This window comes from Ruegeria sp. BI12, assembly GCF_056537985.1.
On record NZ_JBQFSL010000002.1, the window covers coordinates 1242190 to 1261305 of the forward strand.

At 54.5% G+C, this 19116-nt stretch carries 16 protein-coding genes; 7 read left to right on the forward strand and 9 right to left on the reverse strand.

The features are described from left to right. Positions 1-14: 14 nt before the first annotated feature. Both ACR0AK_RS18785 and maiA read left to right on the forward strand, forming a co-directional pair. Complete coding sequence (locus tag ACR0AK_RS18785) at positions 15-560, forward strand: VOC family protein (RefSeq protein ID WP_170560788.1); 546 nt, start codon at positions 15-17, stop codon at positions 558-560. Between the two features lie 85 nt (positions 561-645). Continuing rightward, positions 646-1278 (forward strand): maleylacetoacetate isomerase, encoded by a 633-nt coding sequence (gene maiA / locus ACR0AK_RS18790; RefSeq protein WP_480794501.1) that lies wholly within the window; start codon positions 646-648, stop codon positions 1276-1278. 125 nt (positions 1279-1403) lie between these two features. Here maiA and ACR0AK_RS18795 read toward each other — a convergent pair whose 3' ends face one another. From ACR0AK_RS18795 to ACR0AK_RS18805, 3 genes are all read right to left on the reverse strand, one after another. After that, positions 1404-1832, reverse strand: coding sequence for a MarR family winged helix-turn-helix transcriptional regulator (locus tag ACR0AK_RS18795; protein ID WP_170560729.1), 429 nt, complete (start codon positions 1830-1832; stop codon positions 1404-1406). A gap of 964 nt (positions 1833-2796) precedes the next feature. Further along, positions 2797-3864 carry a ParB/RepB/Spo0J family partition protein gene (locus ACR0AK_RS18800; RefSeq protein WP_480794502.1) on the reverse strand — a complete coding sequence of 356 codons (1068 nt, stop codon included), beginning with the start codon at positions 3862-3864 and terminating at the stop codon, positions 2797-2799. Continuing rightward, positions 3857-5524 carry an AAA family ATPase gene (locus ACR0AK_RS18805; RefSeq protein ID WP_480794503.1) on the reverse strand — a complete coding sequence of 556 codons (1668 nt, stop codon included), beginning with the start codon at positions 5522-5524 and terminating at the stop codon, positions 3857-3859. Before ACR0AK_RS18805 ends, ACR0AK_RS18800 begins: the two co-directional genes overlap by 8 nt. Before the next feature lie 296 nt (positions 5525-5820). Between ACR0AK_RS18805 and ACR0AK_RS18810 the strand changes: the two genes are divergently transcribed. Beyond that, positions 5821-7080 carry a replication initiation protein gene (locus tag ACR0AK_RS18810; RefSeq protein WP_480794504.1) on the forward strand — a complete coding sequence of 420 codons (1260 nt, stop codon included), beginning with the start codon at positions 5821-5823 and terminating at the stop codon, positions 7078-7080. A gap of 28 nt (positions 7081-7108) precedes the next feature. Here ACR0AK_RS18810 and ACR0AK_RS18815 read toward each other — a convergent pair whose 3' ends face one another. The 3 genes from ACR0AK_RS18815 to ACR0AK_RS18825 form a co-directional block, all read right to left on the reverse strand. Next, complete coding sequence (locus tag ACR0AK_RS18815; RefSeq protein WP_170560733.1) at positions 7109-9415, reverse strand: Tex family protein; 2307 nt, start codon at positions 9413-9415, stop codon at positions 7109-7111. A gap of 75 nt (positions 9416-9490) precedes the next feature. Beyond that, on the reverse strand, positions 9491-10513 hold the full coding sequence (locus ACR0AK_RS18820; protein ID WP_480794505.1) for an Ldh family oxidoreductase: 1023 nt from the start codon (positions 10511-10513) through the stop codon (positions 9491-9493). A gap of 84 nt (positions 10514-10597) precedes the next feature. Next, positions 10598-11542, reverse strand: coding sequence for a c-type cytochrome (locus ACR0AK_RS18825; protein WP_480794506.1), 945 nt, complete (start codon positions 11540-11542; stop codon positions 10598-10600). A 48-nt stretch (positions 11543-11590) separates the two neighbouring features. Here ACR0AK_RS18825 and ACR0AK_RS18830 point away from each other — a divergent pair, with 48 nt between their 5' ends. The 4 genes from ACR0AK_RS18830 to ACR0AK_RS18845 all read left to right on the forward strand — a co-directional run bounded on the left by ACR0AK_RS18830 (position 11591) and on the right by ACR0AK_RS18845 (position 16366). Then, on the forward strand, positions 11591-12163 hold the full coding sequence (locus tag ACR0AK_RS18830; RefSeq protein WP_368040277.1) for an RNA polymerase sigma factor: 573 nt from the start codon (positions 11591-11593) through the stop codon (positions 12161-12163). Beyond that, complete coding sequence (locus ACR0AK_RS18835) at positions 12160-12906, forward strand: anti-sigma factor (RefSeq protein WP_480794507.1); 747 nt, start codon at positions 12160-12162, stop codon at positions 12904-12906. The genes ACR0AK_RS18830 and ACR0AK_RS18835 overlap by 4 nt, the downstream gene beginning before the upstream one ends. Before the next feature lie 59 nt (positions 12907-12965). Further along, on the forward strand, positions 12966-14045 hold the full coding sequence (locus tag ACR0AK_RS18840) for a helix-turn-helix domain-containing protein (protein ID WP_480794508.1): 1080 nt from the start codon (positions 12966-12968) through the stop codon (positions 14043-14045). Positions 14046-14230: 185 nt separating this feature from the next. After that, positions 14231-16366: a GumC family protein gene (locus tag ACR0AK_RS18845; protein ID WP_480794509.1), complete on the forward strand. Its 2136-nt coding sequence runs from the start codon at positions 14231-14233 to the stop codon at positions 16364-16366. Positions 16367-16664: 298 nt separating this feature from the next. On the opposite strand, the gene ACR0AK_RS18850 is transcribed toward ACR0AK_RS18845, so the two are convergent. The 3 genes from ACR0AK_RS18850 to ACR0AK_RS18860 are packed head-to-tail and all read right to left on the reverse strand — an operon-like array spanning position 16665 to position 19081. Then, complete coding sequence (locus ACR0AK_RS18850; protein WP_170560739.1) at positions 16665-17396, reverse strand: amino acid ABC transporter ATP-binding protein; 732 nt, start codon at positions 17394-17396, stop codon at positions 16665-16667. Further along, entirely contained in the window at positions 17393-18253 is an 861-nt protein-coding gene (locus ACR0AK_RS18855) for an amino acid ABC transporter permease (protein ID WP_170560740.1), read from the reverse strand. The genes ACR0AK_RS18850 and ACR0AK_RS18855 overlap by 4 nt, the downstream gene beginning before the upstream one ends. Further along, positions 18254-19081 carry an ABC transporter substrate-binding protein gene (locus ACR0AK_RS18860; protein ID WP_480794510.1) on the reverse strand — a complete coding sequence of 276 codons (828 nt, stop codon included), beginning with the start codon at positions 19079-19081 and terminating at the stop codon, positions 18254-18256. Positions 19082-19116: the final 35 nt, after the last annotated feature.

Below are 19116 nucleotides of genomic sequence, written 5' to 3' on the forward strand. Positions count from 1 at the left end.
GAAAGGAGAAACCGATGAAAATAGAGAAGATCCACCACGTTGCTTACCGCTGCAAAGACGCGAAAGAGACGGTCGAATGGTATGGAAAGATGCTGAATATGGACTTCATCCTGGCCATCGCCGAGGATCATGTCCCTTCGACGCATGAACCCGACCCCTACATGCATCTGTTTCTGGATGCCGGCGACGGAAATGTGCTCGCGTTTTTTGAGTTGCCGACCAAGCCAGAGATGGGCCGGGACCCGAATACCCCCATCTGGGTGCAGCACATCGCTTTTAAGGTAAAAGATCGCGAAACGCTGATTCAGTTCAAAGACCATCTGGAGGCAAACGGTGTCGAAGTGCTCGGCGTGACCGACCATTCGATTTTCCATTCCATCTACTTTTTCGATCCCTCCGGCCATCGTATCGAATTGGCCTGCCCAGATCCGGAAGAAGAAGTGATGCTGAAACGCATGGACGAAGTAAAATGGCTGATGTTGGAGGATTGGTCAAAAACCAAGAAAGCTCCGAAACACGCCGATTGGTTGCACGCGAAAGAGCTCAACAAAACCGCCTGACTGGCTGCCCGCGCCGGATGATTTTCCGGCGTGGGGACCGACCTTCTACTGGACCTGAACCGGTCAACAATAGAACAAAAGCGTTATGAAACTATACAGCTATTGGCGTTCAACGACCTCTTACCGGGTCCGGATCGTGCTGAATCTCAAAGGTGTTTCCTACGAAACGATCCCCGTCGACCTTGTTGCCGGAGAACAGCGCGCACAGGATTACGTCGCGCTGAATCCCGGCAAGGGCGTTCCTACGCTGGCCCTCAAGGATGGCCGTGTGCTTACCCAATCGCTTGCGATCATCGACTATCTTGACGCCACCATACCCGACCCCCCGCTCCTACCGGCAGATCCGTTCAAACGCGCTCAGGTCCAGGCTGCCGCCCATACGATCGCAATGGACATTCATCCGGTTAACAATCTTAAGGTGACCACGCATCTGAAGACTCGCTACGGGCTTACGGCCGAGGACGGTATCGAGTGGTTCCGGCATTGGATGACCGAAGGATTCCATGCCTACCAGGCGCTTTTGGCTGAGAACTCCACCTTCAGTTTTGGCGAAAGACCGGACCTGGCCGATATCTGCCTTGTCGCACAGCTGTACAACGCACATCGCTGGGGCGTCGACATGAACCCATTTCCCCGGCTTCTTGAGATTGAGGAGCGCGCTCTGGCGCATCCTGCATTTGACGCTGCCCGACCAGAAAACCAGCCCGACGCCCCATGACATGACTAGGGCGCTCATCCGGCGCACTTAAGACAGTAAAATGTGGCCCGCATCGGAAGGTTACACCCCGCACTCAGGATGGATTAAAGTGCGCCAGAACGGCCTTGGCGGAGCCTGAAGGGTTACTATGTTTCCGTTGCGGCTTTGAGAAGCGCAGTAACGCCTCGATCAAGTGCAGCTCGATCCTCGGCTGACATAGAATTTAGCATCCCCTGCGCGCAAGCATCGACTTGTGGCAGTAGCTTTTCGAACTGTCGGAGACCTTCCGGCGTACAGTGATAGACCCTGATCCGACGATCTTCTTCGGAGATCGCGCGGGTTATCAGACCTTTATCGTCAAGCCTCTGCGCCGCCCTACTGACCTGGACCTTATCCAGAGTAGTGCGTTGGGTAAGTTCAAGAGAAGTCAGGTTTTTGGCGTTGGCAAGCAGAAATAGCAGGCGCCACTCCTCCCGCGATAACCCAAACTCGCGCTGGTAAACTTCAGTCAGCTTTCTTGAGAACGCCTCAGATGCCACGGCGAGACGATACGGGAAAAAGGAGTCTAGTTGCATACGAAACTATAAGACGGCTTTGTTTCATATGCAACGAATTTTGCGAAGCTAGAAGCCAATTCATTCAGGCGGCCTTTTCGATGCATCTATATCCCAGAGGCCGAGCGCATCTGTCCTCGCGTAGCAGTAGGAGATGCTGGAGGGACGGTAGCGGCGGAGGCTAAATACTGTATTGAGTTGTTCGTGAGCGGCAAGACACCTCTGGGCATGACCGGGTGATTTGAAGCAGTTCATTGACTTCTCGCGTTTCAGCTTTGATCAACGGGGGCATCGAGTACATCCCCTTTTGCTCTCACCGTTTGCAAGAGCTATTAGTTCCCGCCACGGATCAGGATGACCACTTCATCGAGATACCATTTGTCGACCGCTCCGGACCTCTTTCGCCGGATGGAACTGGAAAATGGTGGCCAAGGTGATTTGCCGTTTTCTGAATTGTTTCGCGATTTACTGACAGGCCACGTTCGAAGAGGAGATACTTAAGATCCGTTTTACTGAGGGCGAAGCGATGGCAGGGCCAGATTGCGTGACGTTAATCTCGCGAGGGAGCAGTAGTCTTTCAGGCGCGACATACAGGCCGGTTTCTTCACGTCCTAATTTTTGACTAACGGAGATCAACCAAACAAATTGACAATGCCGAAAACGTCTTCCGGTCCCTGCGCACTCTTGACGGAAATCATGAACTGACTTTCAGCGGAAATACACCCACGGCTATTTTCTCTCTGAATTCCCGAGCGCCAATGGCCAAAGCTTGCGTCTGAGCCTGGTGTCAAGAATTAGGCTGGCGCTGGCCTATTCAACAGCTTGCGCCAAACCTTGTAAAGTATGCACTCCAAAATCGCAATGATCATTAAATGGTACTTTTGCGCACAACATAGATATCCATGAAGCTGTTCTACCCGGTCTACAAGGAAACTATGAGTGAAAACCGACAACAACCGCTGCTGTTCTCGGTTTCGCAACAAGATTAGCCGAGGTGACGCGCGACTTGTTCGATCAGTTCCTGAGCATCCTCTTCAGAAACTCCCGGTAAACGAACCCGAATACGAACTTCATCTGGTGACAGCTCGGCCTGAATGGTACCGCCTCCGGCCAACTTAACCGGGATCAACGGTTTGACTTGCTGCGGACGCCCTCCACGGGCTTTCTTGGTCGCAGGCGATGGGGACGAGTTCATCGCGTTTTCAAGAACGTCCCATTCAGTCTTTGGGTCCATTACATCGGCTTCTGCAAGAGCCTGGCGAAGTCTAGTCTGAGCACCTCCGCGTAGCGCAGACGCGATTTTCAAACCCGCTTTTTCTGAAAGCGCAACAGGATGTTTCAGCAAATCACCAAGCGCTTCATGGACCATAGCAAAGCTGCGAACTTTCGATCTTTTGGCCTTTGAGGCTGCCGCAAATAGAACGTCGACTGCGGCTTCCGTTGACTCGAATATGCCCTGCCCTACCGCCAATACTGCTATGCGCCCGCGCTCATAGGGACTGAGGTTGGAGCGCAGCTCATTTTCCTCAACCATCGAGACGTATGCCCCCTGCCCCGACCCTATTCCCCGTACGAAGGCCGGAATGGACGCGAACTGACTATCGGTCTTGGCCAGTCGACGAAATGCATCCAAACGCCTGAACCCAGAGATAAGACCAAAGCCGTCGCCTTCACGCGTCACCTCAATGGGTGTTCGAAGCCCGTTATTTCGAAGAGATTCTAGGAGTTCAGCCATAGCTTCTTCGTCTTCGACCATCCTATCGCGGCGGATATACTCGGCATCAATCAAGTCAATTGGCAGCATTTCGGCCACCAAACCAGCATCCTGTGCGTCCCGCCAGCGTGCAGCGTCGTTTTGATCTTTGGCCAATTCGACCCGATCCGTGACTGTTGTCATTCCGCTTAAGCTGGCAGCTTCAGCGGCCACCTGAGCAATCGGTGGTGCCGATGTTGTACCTTCAAACGGGTTCAATGAAGGTTTCGCCGCGAAACCCGCCTCCAACTCTTCCAATTCTTCTGTTTTTGGAACAGCAAGTCTTCTACGTTTAGCCATTCGACTCTCCTCCCACTTGGGCATCACGCCACCAGCAGCCTATGAGAACTTCTTTGAACTCGGCATAGGTGCGATCAAAAGTTTCGCGCCCACGAACATAGGTCTCGCGGTTAAAATCGCGGTAGTCGGCCTCGTAAATCCCGTTTACCTGTTCGCCAGCCTGACCGACCAAAGCGGTGAAGTCTTGCCGGTAGGCATTCATGAAGTCTCCGAAGTACGCCTGAATGACGTTGGCCATATCCGTTTGCTGGCTCGCATCAAATCGTGTGATAATTGCCCGCACTACATCCCATTCGAACTTCAACTCTGGTAACCCAGCCGCCCGTTGTGCAGCGTTTTCTCCATCTTCTATGCTTGCAAAAGTCGTGTAGAGCATGTCGAAGAACCTGCCCGTTGAGTCGAACTCAAGGAAAGACGCACCTAGCGGGACCAGAAGAATGTCCGCAGCAGCCAAAGCGTTAATTGTTAGGTACCCAAGTGCAGGAGGGGTATCAACGAAAACGATGTCATAATCGTTGAGGACACCCTCATCCTCCAGAAAATTTGTAAGACCATCCCACAAAGGCCAACTTCTGAGCCCCATGCGCCACACTGGGATCTGGAACTCAGCCCAGTATAAATTCAATTGAGCACCGATGAGGTCGATATTAGGCCAATGTGTTTTCTGAATAACGTCACTTGGCGTTGTCTTTAACGCTTCCTGCAGCGTCTCATCCAAGGGAATTTCGGCCTGGCCACCGACCTGTCTGACGCGGTTCTCTTCTTGAACAGCCTTCGCGTAATCCTTGGCTATAAGAGGAAACACGGTTTGCCACTCGTCTGTTACTCTTCCGCCGAGAATTGATGTCATTGATCCCTGGCTGTCCAAATCGACGACAAGAACTTTGTACCCATCCAGCGCTGCAGACATAGCCAGGTGTGCTGCGGTTGACGTTTTACCGACACCCCCTTTGAAGTTCGCTACTGAGACCACTTTGGCAGGCAGGCCATCAGGGCGATATGGTAAGTACTCCTTGGTGCTAACACCTTCCGCAGCAAAGTGCTTCCGGAGGGTTAGTACTTCTTCAAGAGTAAACCATTTGGATCCTGCTTCTCCTTCTCCCTGAGGAAGGTCTGGGTTAGCTTTGAGAACCCGTCTCAGGTGAGCAGGCGCTACCGGAATTAGGTACTTAGTGATCTCCCAGATGGAGAAACGACGTAACCGTTTCTCGCCGTCCGGCGCATAACCTCTCCGAGCTAAATCTTCCCGGCCTTTAGCGCAGAACGTCGCTGCTTTGGCGAATCGTGAAGTTCCGATAGGATCAGGTAACTTGGCTGCGGCACTTTCCGGATCGAGATTAAGGTAAGGGGGCAGGGGAGGTTGGTTGGTTTTATTCACTGTCGGTGCCTCATATAATGTTCGCTTTGCCAGCGTATATGGCGGAATGTAGCGAACATTTGCACGGGTGGCTATCCTCAGCGTCGGTTTTTCCACAGAAATTGCTGCTATCAGCTGGTTTCGCCACGAAACTCGAAGAATTAATGGAAAAGAACGCAACAAATCGTTTAGTTTATTTGTAATATTTAGAATCTTTAGGTCTGGAAAACATAATAAATACAATTCGTTAGATACCAAAAGGTAACCACTTACAGGATCTAGGGTACCTATTTGCAGGTCCATAGGTGCCCAATTGCAGGTCCTGTAGTACCAGACTACGGTTTTCTGGGAGCCGATTCTCAGGACGGTGCAAATCGCGCTGAAAACGGCTCTAAATAGGGGGCCAGTGCGAGGAACTTTCCGTTCCCTTCGCTTCGAGAGAATCTCAGATCACGCGTTTCTGTGGATAACTCTAGGCCCCGTTAAGAAAGGTACCCGTTCACAGGATTACACCCATCCTGAATTTGGGCACCCAAATTAGTTTGCAACTCAGGTACCTATCATGCAACTAATAAGCAAACGAGCAGCCAGGCAGAATCATGCCGGATACACAGACAGATATGGATAGTCTCACAGGCGCGTTGCGCCGTGAGACCGTTAAGAAGAACGTCGCGGCGATTCACATCAGCGGCAAGTTGACACTGCTACAACGCAAGTTGTCGAACGTGTTGCTGCTGAACGCGTATGATGCGCTGACGTCCGCGCAAACCCATACAATTGACGCTCGAACACTGGCGATGATGGTGGGTTACAATTCAAACGACTTTGACACCCTGCGTGCAAGCCTGCGCGCGTTGGCCGAAACGGTTGCTGAATGGGATATGTTGGACGAGCAGGGGCGCCAAGAATGGGGTGTTTCGTCCTTGTTGAGTTTTGCAAAGCTTAAAAATGGTATTTGCGAATATGCCTACTCACCAGCTCTGGCACAGAAACTTTATGATCCGAAAATTTATGCCCTGATAAATGTTCAGATCCAACGAAATTTCAGTTCTGGGCATGGCTTAGCGCTCTATGAGAACTGCTATCGGTTTGTGCGGACAGGTTCGACGGGGTGGCTGGCGTTGGACGTCTTCAGAAAGCTTATGGGCGTCGACGGGAGTGACTATTATGGCAGCTTCAAACATCTTAACGCCAAGATCATCAAGCCAGCCGTCGCTGAAGTGAATAAAAGCTCAGACATTCTCATTGAGCCGGAGTTTCAAAAAAAGGGACGCACAGTCACAGATATTAGGTTCTTGATTAAGGGGAACCCGCAAAAAGCTATGTTCGAGATTGATGACGAAGATGGCGTTCGCAATCTGACGATTTACAAAACACTGCGTAAGCAGGGCGTATCTGACAGGTTGGCGCGTCAGTGGATATCCGAGCACGGCGCGGACTACGTTCGGGAAAAGCTGAACTACGTCCAGGGAAAGGATGGCGTAAAGTCGACCCTGGGTTTTCTGTCCGCTGCCTTGAGGGACAACTATCAGGTGCCGGAAAAAGAAATGCCAGTTGATCCTGAACCAGCGGTTATCGAAGCTGCAAAACGCAGAGCTGCCGAACTGGAGCTACAGGACAAGGAATATGAAGCGAGGGCTGCAGAGCGGACCAAACGTGCACGGCGGTTGGAAATTGTCGAGGAGTTGGTTTCGCGGCGAAACCCAACGCAACGCGACGCCGACAAGCGATTGTTCTTGTCTGGCCTGGATAATGATCTCGACCGAGAACATTTCCGAGCTCACGGGTGGCGATCAGGCTTGAACGCTACAAAGATTTTTGAATTCTGGGAGGAACTGGAACCAGACGCATTTACATAATCGGTGACTCAGAATAGCCCTTATTAGACTACTGTCTTTTTAACGCTGATTTTAGAGCGTCACCAAGCGCGCTGTGATGCGCATTATTGCTGGATTTTGCGTATTGCGCTTTATTTTCTTTTGCGCGGCGGGAGTGTTTGTCTGAGCCCTTAGCAACGTCTCTTTGACGCGACGAAGCCCCGCCATCCCTACGCATGGTCAGACCAATGCGCTTGCGCTGCGCGTCCACCTCGACAACTGTAACCTTAACCACCTGACCCGTTTTTACAACCTCGTGCGGGTCTTTAACAAATCGATCTGCAAGCTGACTGACATGGACAAGACCGTCCTGATGAACGCCGACATCGACAAAGGCGCCGAACGCGGCGACGTTGGTGACCGTCCCCTCCAGCGCCATTCCGGGTTTCAGATCAGTAATCTCTTCGACCCCATCGGTAAATGATGCAGTAACAAAACTGGGGCGTGGATCACGACCAGGCTTTTCCAACTCTGAGAAAATGTCCCGTACAGTCGGAAGACCAAAATCTTCATCCACAAACTGTTCGACACGCAGTCCCTTCAACGCTCCATCATGTCCCATGATTTGGCGGATATCCCGGCCACAGGCGGATACGATCCGTTTCGCAACATCGTAGGCTTCTGGATGCACCGAGGACGCATCCAAAGGCTCCACACCGTCCCGAATTCGCAAAAAGCCTGCGCATTGCTCGTAAGCGCGCGGTCCAAGGCGCGCGACACTCAGCAACTGACTGCGGGACTGGAATGCCCCGTTCAGATCACGATGCGTGACAATGGCTTCTGCAAGCCCGGGCCCAAGACCTGAAACATGTGAGAGGAGGGGGGCAGAAGCCGTGTTCAGATCTACGCCCACAGCATTCACCACATCCTCAATCACCGACGCCAGCGACTGTGACAGGCGATGCTGGTCAACATCGTGCTGGTATTGTCCGACGCCGATGGACTTCGGTTCGATCTTTACCAGCTCTGCCAAAGGATCCTGTAAGCGCCGGGCAATCGAAACAGCGCCCCGCAGCGATACATCCAGATCCGGGAATTCACGCGCCGCTAATTCTGATGCCGAATAGACCGAAGCTCCGGCCTCGGAAACTACAACCTTGGTTGGGGCTTTGACGGTTTTCGGTAACAGCTTCAGGGTGTCAGCAACCATTTTTTCGGTTTCGCGGCTCGCCGTGCCGTTGCCGATTGCGATGAGTTCAATCTTGTGAGTTGAGATCAGGTTCAGGATCGCCGCCTGTGATCCGCGCAAATCATTTTTGGGTTGGAATGGGTGCAGGGTGTCCGTCGCAATCACCTTTCCCGTGCCATCAACAACAGCGGCTTTAACGCCTGTGCGAATCCCTGGGTCCAAGCCCAATGTGGCTCGTGCTCCGGCAGGGGCTGAGAACAGTAAGTCCTTGAGATTGCGAGAGAAAACAAGAATTGCCTCGTCCTGGGCGCGGCTGCGCAATTCGGACATCAGTTCGACCATCATTGAAAGGGACAGCTTTACCCGCCAGGTCCAGCCGGCAACCTTTCGCAGCCATTTGTCGCCCGGCGCATCGCTGCGCGTTTGAAGATGAGCGGCCACCATGGCTTCGGCGCGAGCAGCGCCAGCCTCGGGTTCGGGGGCGATGTCCAGCGTTACGATACCCTCTTTCGATGCCCGCAACATTGCCAGCGCGCGATGCGATGGGGTCTTTGACCAAAGCTCCGAGTGATCGAAGTAGTCACTGAACTTTGCACCCTCTTGCTGTTTTCCCTCGATCACTTTTGCGGACAGCAACGCCTCGCGCTGCATGAAGCCGCGCAATTCACCCAGGAGTGCGGCGTTTTCGGTCAGCCGTTCAGTGATTATGTCCCGCGCGCCATTCAACGCATCTTTTGTCGTGGGAACCGCATCGCCGATGTAACTTTTTGCCAGCCCTTCGGGATCAGCTGAACGGTCTTGCAGAATTGCGTCGGCAAGAGGCTCTAAGCCGTTTTCGCGTGCGATCATCGCTTTGGTGCGACGCTTGGGTTTGTAGGGCAGGTAGATGTCTTCCAATTGCGCTTTGGTGTCCGCTCGTGCAATGGATTTCGTCAGATCATCCGTCAACTTGCCCTGATCCTTGATCGAGCTCAGGATGGTCTCGCGCCGCGCTTCCAATTCGCGCAAATAAGTCAGGCGCTCCGACAGAGTTCGAAGCTGCGTGTCATCCAACCCACCCGTCGCCTCTTTGCGGTACCGCGCCACGAACGGAACCGTGGCCCCTTCGTCCAACAATTTGACCGCTGCACCGACCTGTTCGGGACGGGCGTTGATTTCGGTGGCGATGGTGCGGGCGATGCGGTCCAAAGGGGCCTCCTGAATTCACTTGGGAGGAACTTCTTAGCCAGCCGTACCGCCAAGGGAAAGAGAAGATCGAAGTCGTTAAGCCTGTTCGGCCAAAACCAGCAAATCGTCGTGCAGGGATTTTGCGATCTCAACGTAACCGCGGGTCGTGTTGCGCGCTCGCGCCTCGAAACGTCTTTGCGACGGCAGACGCGCGCCTTGATCGACGATGTCGTCAAACAAGCGTTCGGCGCGCTCATCATTTGCTGCGGCACGACCACCGCTGAACTGTGCGGCGTCAAACGCCAGAATGACCTCGCCATGATAGGGCGCTCCGCCTTGGCCTTCCGCAAATTCCATGCTTTCCAGGCTGGTCAGGTCGTCGATCAACGGACCGGCCAACAACTCGATCATGATCGACAAGGCCGAGCCCTTGTAACTGCCGAAGGTGAGCATCGCGCCCTCCATCGCGGTCTGCGGATCAGTGGTCGGATTTCCATATTTGTCTATGGCGACGCCTTCGGGCAGGGGTTTCCCCGCCCGGCGATAAAGTTCAATCTCACCGCGGGCAAAGGCGCTGGTTGCAAAATCAAACGTGAATGGATCTTTTCCCAAACGCGGCCAGCTGAATGCCAAGGGGTTCGTACCCAAACTACCCCGTGTTCCTCCGGCTGGTGCGACCCAGCTGTGGCTGGGCACCATCGCCATGGCAGCCAGACCATTGGAGGATAATTGTTCCACCTCGGGCCAGAGCGCCGAAAAGTGAAAACATCTGTTGATTGCCATTGCCGCGATACCGTGGGTGCGGGTCTTTTCGATCAGTACAGGCAACGCTTCGCGGAACGCCAGCAACGACATCCCCCCCCGCGCGTCGACGCGAACAATGGCATTGTCGGAAGGCGCAACGACCGGGGCCACATGCCCGTCAATCTTGCCCGCTTTCATGGTGTCGTTGCACATGAACAGGCGAAACAGCCCATGAGATTGGCAATCGTCGACCTGACAAGTTGTCAATGTATCGGCAATTGCTGCCGCATGTTCCGGACCAAATCCCGATTTGGCCAAGATGGAAAGGCTAAGGTTCCGGATATCATCCAATGTCAGTTCAACCATGTCGCCCATGCTGCGTCTCCCTTGTCTGAGATGAGACAAGGGATAACGCGGCAGTGCGCGTAAAGGGAACCCGCTTTTGCTCGGGGATCAGGTTCATCCCTGTGTTTCGGCTTGCAAATAGGCAATGACATTCAAGATATCGGCTTCTTTTTTCAAGCCGCGAAATTGCATCTTGTTGCCTGGAACTGTGCCCTTAGGATCCGCCAAAAAGGTGGTCAGGGTTTCCGGTGTCCAGACGATACCGGACTCTTGCAGTTGTTTTGAGAACCTAAATCCTTCGGCCTGACCAGCCGTGGCACCGATGATGCCGTAAAGCGACGGCCCCACTGTATGACGGTCTTCGTCCAGCTTGTGGCATGCACTGCATTTGCGAAAGACTTTCTTGCCAGCTTTGACATCACCCTCAACGGAAACGGCTGCGGTTGCTACCGCAGCAGCGGGTTCAGCTTCGGCTTTTTTGTCGTCCAGATTGAAAATCAGGCGTGCTGTGACAGGTACGGTCCGGGTGATACCCGGCAGGTCGGCCAACTCCATCAGCTTGTCTATGCCTGCATCCACGCCTGCGTCCTTTGTGCTTATGAACACCATGTCATTTGTTGAAACCATGACTGCAGTTTCAGACAGGCGCGCCGCAAACATCTCGGCATCGAATTCAACATCTGCGCCTGCCAGCGAAAGCATCGCTTCGACGTCGACGGTCGTGGTTTTGCCAACGCTCAGGGCCGATAGCTCTGCCATGTCGAACTGTGCCGTCAGTGATGCTGTACCCGCTTTTTGGAACACGTATTCGATCATCCGTTCATTGCGAATGTCGATATTGGTTTCCACCGATGACAGGTCAATTTCAATATCGGCTTTCCCGTCGGGTCCAACCTGACCGGAGAGACCTGTGAAAGAGTTTACCTCACCCACGGTGTCTTTTTTGATCGAACCATAGGCCAGATGCGAGCCTTCAGGGTCCAGCGTCCAAGTTTGCGCCAGAACCGGGGTTGCAACAATTGCCGACGCAATCGTGACTGCCTTCAACAGAAGTTTCATTTCTTTCCTCCTCGGGTTATGTCAGTCCTGACCTCGCGGGCCCGGTCCGTGAATGACAAACACACACAGGTCGCGATTTATTCGATGAGTCCCGATATTTCCTCCGAACAGGCCGTGCGCGGCGCAATCCAGACGCATTCCAAACGGGTCTGGCGGTTTGGTCTTGCACTTTCGGGGGCGTCGGATGTTGCCGATGATTTATTGCAATCGACGTGTTTGCGCGCGTTGGAGCGTCATCATCAGGTCACATCGTATGACCGGCTGGACAGTTGGCTGATGACGATCTGCCGTTCCATCTGGCTGAATGAGGTTCGGGCACGTTCGGTGCGTAAAGCGCAGGCGCTGTCCGTTACACCAGAAGCCGAATTAATTTCGGCTGGACCGGATTCAGAAACGAATATTTTCGCCGCTGAGGTGTTTACACAAGTGATGCAGTTGCCAGAAGCGCAGCGGGAGACAGTTATGCTTGTGTTCGTTGAAGGATACAGCTACCGCGAAGCCGCCGCGTTGCTGGAAGTGCCAATCGGGACTATCATGAGCCGGCTGTCCAACGCCCGGCAGAAACTGAAAAACGTGATGCAGCATGATGCGGCAGACGCCGTTCGACGGAGTGGCAAATGAAGTTTTCCGACGAAACGCTAAAGGCGTATCTGGAAGGCAATGCGGATGCGGCCGATGCCGCCGCAATCGAAGCGGCGATTGAAACCGATCTTGCGCTGGAACAGCGCCTGATGACGCTGGACCCGCTGGCACCGGTGGTTCAGTCGGTGTTCGAAAATATTCCTACTGATGCGCCGCAGATCGAATTGCCGGAAACGGCCCCGGTTGATACGGCCAATACCTCGGGCGGTCTTTGGCGAATGATGGCAGTTGCGGCGTCAGTGGCTGTCGTGGCTGTATCTGCAACATTCTGGGCCACACGCCCCGAGCCAATGGGATGGGCCGAGCAGGCGGCGATCTATCAGTCGCTTTATTCGCCCGACACGATTGCATCGCTGGACAATTCTCGAGGTGCGCTTGATGCGCAGTTCGCACAGGCCGAAGCACAGCTCGGCCGGTCTCTGAACCAGGGCGCGCTTGAGGCTTTGCCCGGGTTGGAGTTGAAACGCGCTCAGGTTTTGTCGTTTAAAGGAAAACCTCTGATTCAGGTCGTTTTTGCGGACAGTCAGGGTCAGCCTTTGGCGTTTTGCGTGATCCGGCAGGGCGAGGGCGCTCCGGCGAAGGATGTCAAACTTGCGGCGATAAGTGGCGTCGCGACAGCGACATGGGCGCAAGATGGATACGGCTATATGCTGATCGGCAGCAGTGAACAGACCGATCTGGAGCCGCAACTGGACATTCTGACCACAACATTCGCGGGTTGACCGGGGTCAGGGCGGAATACGTCTTGTGAACCCCGCGAAATGTCCGAAATATAGCGGTCATGACAATTAAACCTGTGATGCCGGACCCGGACGAGGACGACGATTCAGTCGGCCCACCCAGCATCTATGATACCGACCCGCCCGAGGATGATGATCTTTGGTTCCTCCCACCGGATGAAGGTATGGCGTCGGACGAATTTTTGCCGCCTGGTCCGGTGGTTGATCGTCGCCTGTTGTTCGATCCAAGGGATTGGCGCGCGGCGCAGGCCGAGTTGTCTTGTGAATTAGCCGAACTGGCAGTCACGTTCGGAGCGCTGGACGAACGTTTGCGTGCAGGGCCGAACGGGTGGGGACATCGACTGGCGCTGATGGATGTGTCGGATTTGGGCTGGTGGACCGGGGATCGAATTGGTGTCGACCGGCTTGCTCTCTGGGTCGGGTTGCGGATCGGTGCGACCGGCGATGATGTCCAGGCTATGTTCCGGGCAGGCTGGGCCGTGCGCCGCCTGACTTCTGGGCCCGGACCGGCCGAGGGCGGCTGGGCCAATGGCCTGACTGCATTTCTAGATCGCATGGCACAAGGCATCGAAGAGACGCCAGAGGCTATCGCCGATCTGGCCGAGGTTATGCAAAACGCGGAAGGCCTGCATCCTGTTACACAAGCCGCTATTGGCTTTCACGCCTGGCGCGCCCTGTCGGAAGGCGTAGGCCAGGACACCGAAGCCGCGATCATTGCGGCCCGTCATGCCGCGTCGATGGGCCGAGGTGGGGCGTTCTTCATGCCGCTGGCGCTATCGGGTCCGGGTGCGCTACGCGGTGTTGGTGAGCCGCAGGAAAAACTATCGGCCTGGATCAGGGGGGCGGGGCAGGCGATCCTGGCCGCCTTGTTGCATCTGGACCGTGTCAGTGCCTGGGATCAGCGCGCCCGCGAGGCGACAAATGACTTGAGCGGACGCACACCACCGCGTTTGATTGACGCGCTGACCGCATGGCCCATGGTGTCTGCACCACTTGCCGAAGACTTGACGCAAGCCTCTCGTGCTGCGGTGCAACGCAATATCGACCGCTTCATGAGCCGGGGTTTGATCCGAGAGGTAACAGGGCAGGGACGTTACAGGGTTTGGACGGCTGCACTATGATCCTTGCGCCCTCTGTTGAAGGACGAGAAGCCTAAATTCTGCATCCCCCAGACGTCAGTTTCAGCCATGTTTGTAAGGGTGGGATGTAAAGCGTTTTGGCACCTTTATTTATGCTTCGCAGAGATATAGAGAGCGAAAACGCGCGCGCTTTGCGAACATTTGACATCAGGGACTTTTAGCTCGAAATGAAGCAGACTCCGATACACGATGCGGTGGGTATATCCGGCCGTTCCCCGATAAGTGACACGTCGGAAGAAAAAACGATCAACCTTGGTGAATTGTCGGGCATTTTTTGGCGCGACAAGTGGATTATCGTCCTTTGCGCAGCAGCTGCAATTGTGTGCGGCGCGTACTACGCTTTTATAGCCTCTGTTCCGCTGTACCGGTCCACGGCAGTTGTCATTTTGGAAACCGAACAAGCCAGCGTTGTTGATCTGCAAAGTGTAGTGGGCGGATTGGCCGGAGACACGGTTGAGGTCAATTCAGAACTTCAAGTTCTTCAATCGCGTGGCCTGATGGGCAAGGTTGTAGACAAGCTGGATCTTGTATCGGACCCCGAGTTTAACACCGCGCTTCAACCAGTATCTGCGCTAGACGCGGTAAAGCAGTTTATCAAATCCGTTATGGGGCTCGGAGATGGGCGTGAACAGATCCATGCGGATCTGGCCGAGCAGCAAACTCGGGACGGTGTGATTTCGGCCTTGCTCCGAAAGGTTTCAGTGAGCAACGTGCGGCAAAGTTTGGTCTTCACGGTCACGGTCGAGACCGAACGGGCGCGCAAATCAGCCTTGATAGCAGACACTATTGTCGAGCTTTACGTCCTGAACCAAATCGAAGTGAAATTCGAAGCCACCGAACAGGCCACCGCGTGGCTGACTGAGCGTGTGGCTGAGTTGCAGGTTGAGTTGGAAACTGCCGAAGGGCAGTTCAATGAATTCAATGCAACGACAGCGTTGATCTCGCCCGAGGCGCTTCAGCTGCAGGAAGTTCAGCTTAAGGATATTCGCGAACGCCGCATCTCGGCTGAAGCTAGTCGAGATACTGCTCAGGCGCGGTATGAAGCACTTGATTCCGCTGATACCCGTGCTGCCCAGGTCGAAGCCAGTCAAGACCCGCAGTTGAAACGTTTATTCTCGCAGATCAACGAATCCAACACAGGTGAAGCCGCCTTCGATTCCGCTTTTGCGCGCCTGCTTGCGCGCTCAGAACTAGAAGTTAGGCGCGCGACCCAGCAAGTTCAGGCTTTGACGCAATCATCTAAAGAGCTGGGCGAACGTATCGCGCTACAAAATGCTGACTTGATCATGCTGCAGCAGCTGGGACGCGAGGCAGAAGCGGTCCGGTTGCTGTATGAATATTTCCTGGCACGCCTGAAAGAGACCGCAGCGCAGGAAGGAATTCAGAAAGCGGACAGCCGTCAACTGTCCCGCGCCGTGGTCCCCAGCGATCCTTCGGAACCGCAGAAATCACTGATCCTTGCTTTCTCAGCCATTATTGGCGTTGTTCTCGGTGCCGCCATTGTTTTGCTGAACGAGACAAGGCGCAAGGGCTATCGCTCGGCGCACGAGCTGGAACGTAAGACCGGATACAGTGTTTTGGGTCAAATCCCGGTATTCCCCGTGCGCGGGCGCCGCAATGTTCTGGAATATCTGGTCAGCAAGCCTTCTTCCGCCACTGCTGAGGCAGTGCGCAACTTACGCACGTCGCTGATGTTGTCCAATGTTGACCGTCCTCCGCAGGTTGTTGTGATGACATCTTCGTTGCCAGAGGAAGGCAAGACGACAAATTCGATGGCACTGGCACAGAACTTTGTCGGCATCGGCAAAAAGGTGCTGCTGGTTGAAGGTGACATCCGCCGCCTGACCATGACTGCGCAGTTAAAGGCGGCGCCGAAGAAGGGGATCGTTTCGGTTCTGGCAGGTGATGTAAGTGCGCAAGAGGCGATCTTTAATGATCCCCTGTTGGGTTGCGACGTATTGGCAGGCGAGAAGACTTCGGCGAATGCAGCGGACTTAATCGCTTCGGAACGGTTCCGGCTCTTTCTGGAGGAGATGCGTAAGATTTACGACATCATTTTGATCGATACGCCGCCGACGCTGTTGGTATCTGACGCTCGCCTGATTGCGCGAAATGCAGATGCGGTGTTGCTGACGGTTAAGTGGAACGCTACCTCGGAACAAGATGTTACCGAGGCCATGCGGCTGTTCCACACCGACAACCAGCGCCTGACTGGTCTTGTTCTGGGCCAGATCAACGCGCGCAGTGCCAAACACTATGGCTATTCATACGGCAGCTACGCCAACAATTATTACAGCAACTAGGGGCAATGACCGGTGCCGATAAAACCGCATGTCGGTGTCGCGTTGCTTGCGGTCACCGGCCGCGGCATCGTGGAACCAGAAAACAAGCGCGAAACTGTTTCTACCAGGGTTTTGAAACCGAAGTCCCCAATAGTTGCTTTACCTTCGCGGCGCAGCGATAAGGACTGATTAATTCAGATAGGTGTTGCCACCTACCACGCGTTAGACTTGGGGTGGAAACGCAGGTGAAAATCGAATTGGTCTGCGGCTACCACACTGAACATGTTCCCTTTACATGCCTCCGCAAGACCATTCGATATCACAACACGCGCGACAGGAAGGCCTTAGTGCGCGGTTCGCGTGGTTGGGAAAAAAGCACCTCGGGCGGGCCTTGTTCCAAGATGCGGCCGGCATCGAGGAAACACACTTTGTCTGCCAATTCCCGTGCGAAACCCATTTCGTGGGTGGCAAGCACCATGGTCATGCCCTGCTTTCGCAAGTCCCTCAGCACATCCAAAACCTCGCCAACCAGCTCAGGGTCCAGCGCGCTTGTAATTTCGTCGAACAGCATGATCTGCGGCTCCATCGCCAATGCACGAATGATTGCGACGCGCTGTTGCTGACCGCCTGAAAGTTGGTCTGGATAGTGCTCCATCCGGTTGCCTAGTCCAAAACGTGTGAAAAGCCGGGTCACACGCGGGCGCAGGTCTTCTCTGCTCAGCCCACGAACGCGACGAGGGGCCAGCATTACATTCTCTGCAGCTGTCATATGAGGAAAGAGGTTATAGCTCTGGAAAACGATGCCGATTTGCTGACGCACGGGTTGGGGGTCCAGCCCCGGCTCAGAAATGTCCTTCCCGTCCAGCCATATCGTCCCATCGTCGACAGGTTCAAGAAGGTTCATGCAACGCAGAAGTGTGGACTTGCCAGAGCCTGAAGCGCCGATCAGGCACACCATCTCGCCCTCAGCCACATCCAGATCAATGCCTTTGCATACTTCGTGATCATCGAACCGCTTGCGCACCCCACGTAAGGATAACTTCGCCGTCATGTGCGCGCCCTGTTCTGCTTGTTCATAAGGTAATCCGCATATCGCGTAGCAGGTATGGTCAATGCCAGAAAGATCAGCGCGGCACCCACATAAGGTGTGAAATTGGCATAGAGCGACTTATATACGCCTGCCTGTCTGAAGACCTCAACCGGGCCAATAAAGGACAAAAGCGCCACGTCCTTCTGCAAGGCAATGAACAGGTTCATATTGGCGGGAACGACGTTTCGAATGGCCTGCGGCAGGACAACAAAGCGCATGGTGTCCTGATTGCTCAACCCTAGCGAGGCCGCGGCGGATCGTTGCGACTGGTGGATTGAGTCAATACCCGAGCGGATAACCTCGGCCACATAGGCCGAATAGACCAGAACCAGAGCCAGCGTGCCCCAGATATAAGGGCTGTTCCAAGGCCTTGGCAGGCCCAAGCCGGGCACGCCAAATCCGATGATGTAGATGACAAGAACAACCGGCAAGCCGCGAAAAATGTCAGTATAGGCAATGCCGAATAGCCGCAGCGGGAAAAGCGCAGGCGTACGCGTGTCCCGACACAGCGCGATGGCAAGGCCTGTGATCGCGATCAGCGGCGCAGACCAAGCGAAAATCATCACGTTCATAAGAAAGGCTTCGAGCAATCCGGGAAACGTTTCGGCAAAGACCCTGCCGTTGAAGAACGAGCGCTGTACGGCCTCCCACCCTGGGGCGAGCGGGACTAGGACTACGATGGAGAGAACCACGCTGACCGTTGAGATCAGCGCGATGCGATTTGAGCGTCGCCTTACTTCGGCTTCATAAATTTCGCGACGTGTGGGCGTCTTGGCAGAGTGCTTAACCGAGTCTTCTTGCAATGACGTTTCTTCCATCTACTCGATGACCGGAACGCCCGTAGCCTCAGCCAGCCATTTCGCTTCTATCGCCGCAAGCTCGCCGCTTTCGGTCAACTCTGTGATGGCGGCGTTGACGCACTCCTTCAACGCGTTTCCTTCTTCCATCAATAGGCCAAACTGGTCTGGGCTTTCGGATTGTCCCGGAGGGAACTGGCCCAATAGCGCACCGTTTTCGACCACGACCGCCGACAGGTAGAGAGCCGTTGGCAAGTCATAGAGTGCCGCATCAATCTGACCTGCCATGATGGCAGCGTTTACATCGGCATTGTCGTTGTAAAGCAGCGGTTCGCCCGAAGGCTGGATCACATCGTTGAGCATCGGGATTGCAGTTGTCGTGGCAACAGCCCCCCATTTCAAAGCCTTGAGGCCGTCCAACGTCGCTTCGGCACCGGAATCAACAACGTTCTGCGTGGTCAGCACTGCCATGGCCGAGGTGTAGTATGGCAGGCTGAAGTCAACCATTTCCTCCCGCTCTGGGGTAATCGAGTATTGCTGCATGTTAAAATCAAAGTTCTTCGCGCCAGGCTGAATCGCCTCGTCAAAACTGGTGCGGACCCAAGTGACATTGTCCTGGCCGAAACCCATTTTCTCGGCGATGGCATAAGCAACGGCGGCTTCGAACCCTTCGCCGCTTTCGGGCGCGTCATTCATAACCCAAGGATAGTAGGCCGGATTACCTGTCGCAATTGTTAGGGTGCCCTCTGTGAGGGTCTTACCATTGGCGCAGGTCCCGTCGCCCGCAGCCAGCACCGAGGTTGTTGAGAAAAGCAAGGCCAGAGCTGAGCCAGTAATCAGTTTCATCAATCTTCTCCCTGTTTATGTTTGGGCACAGGTTCTTA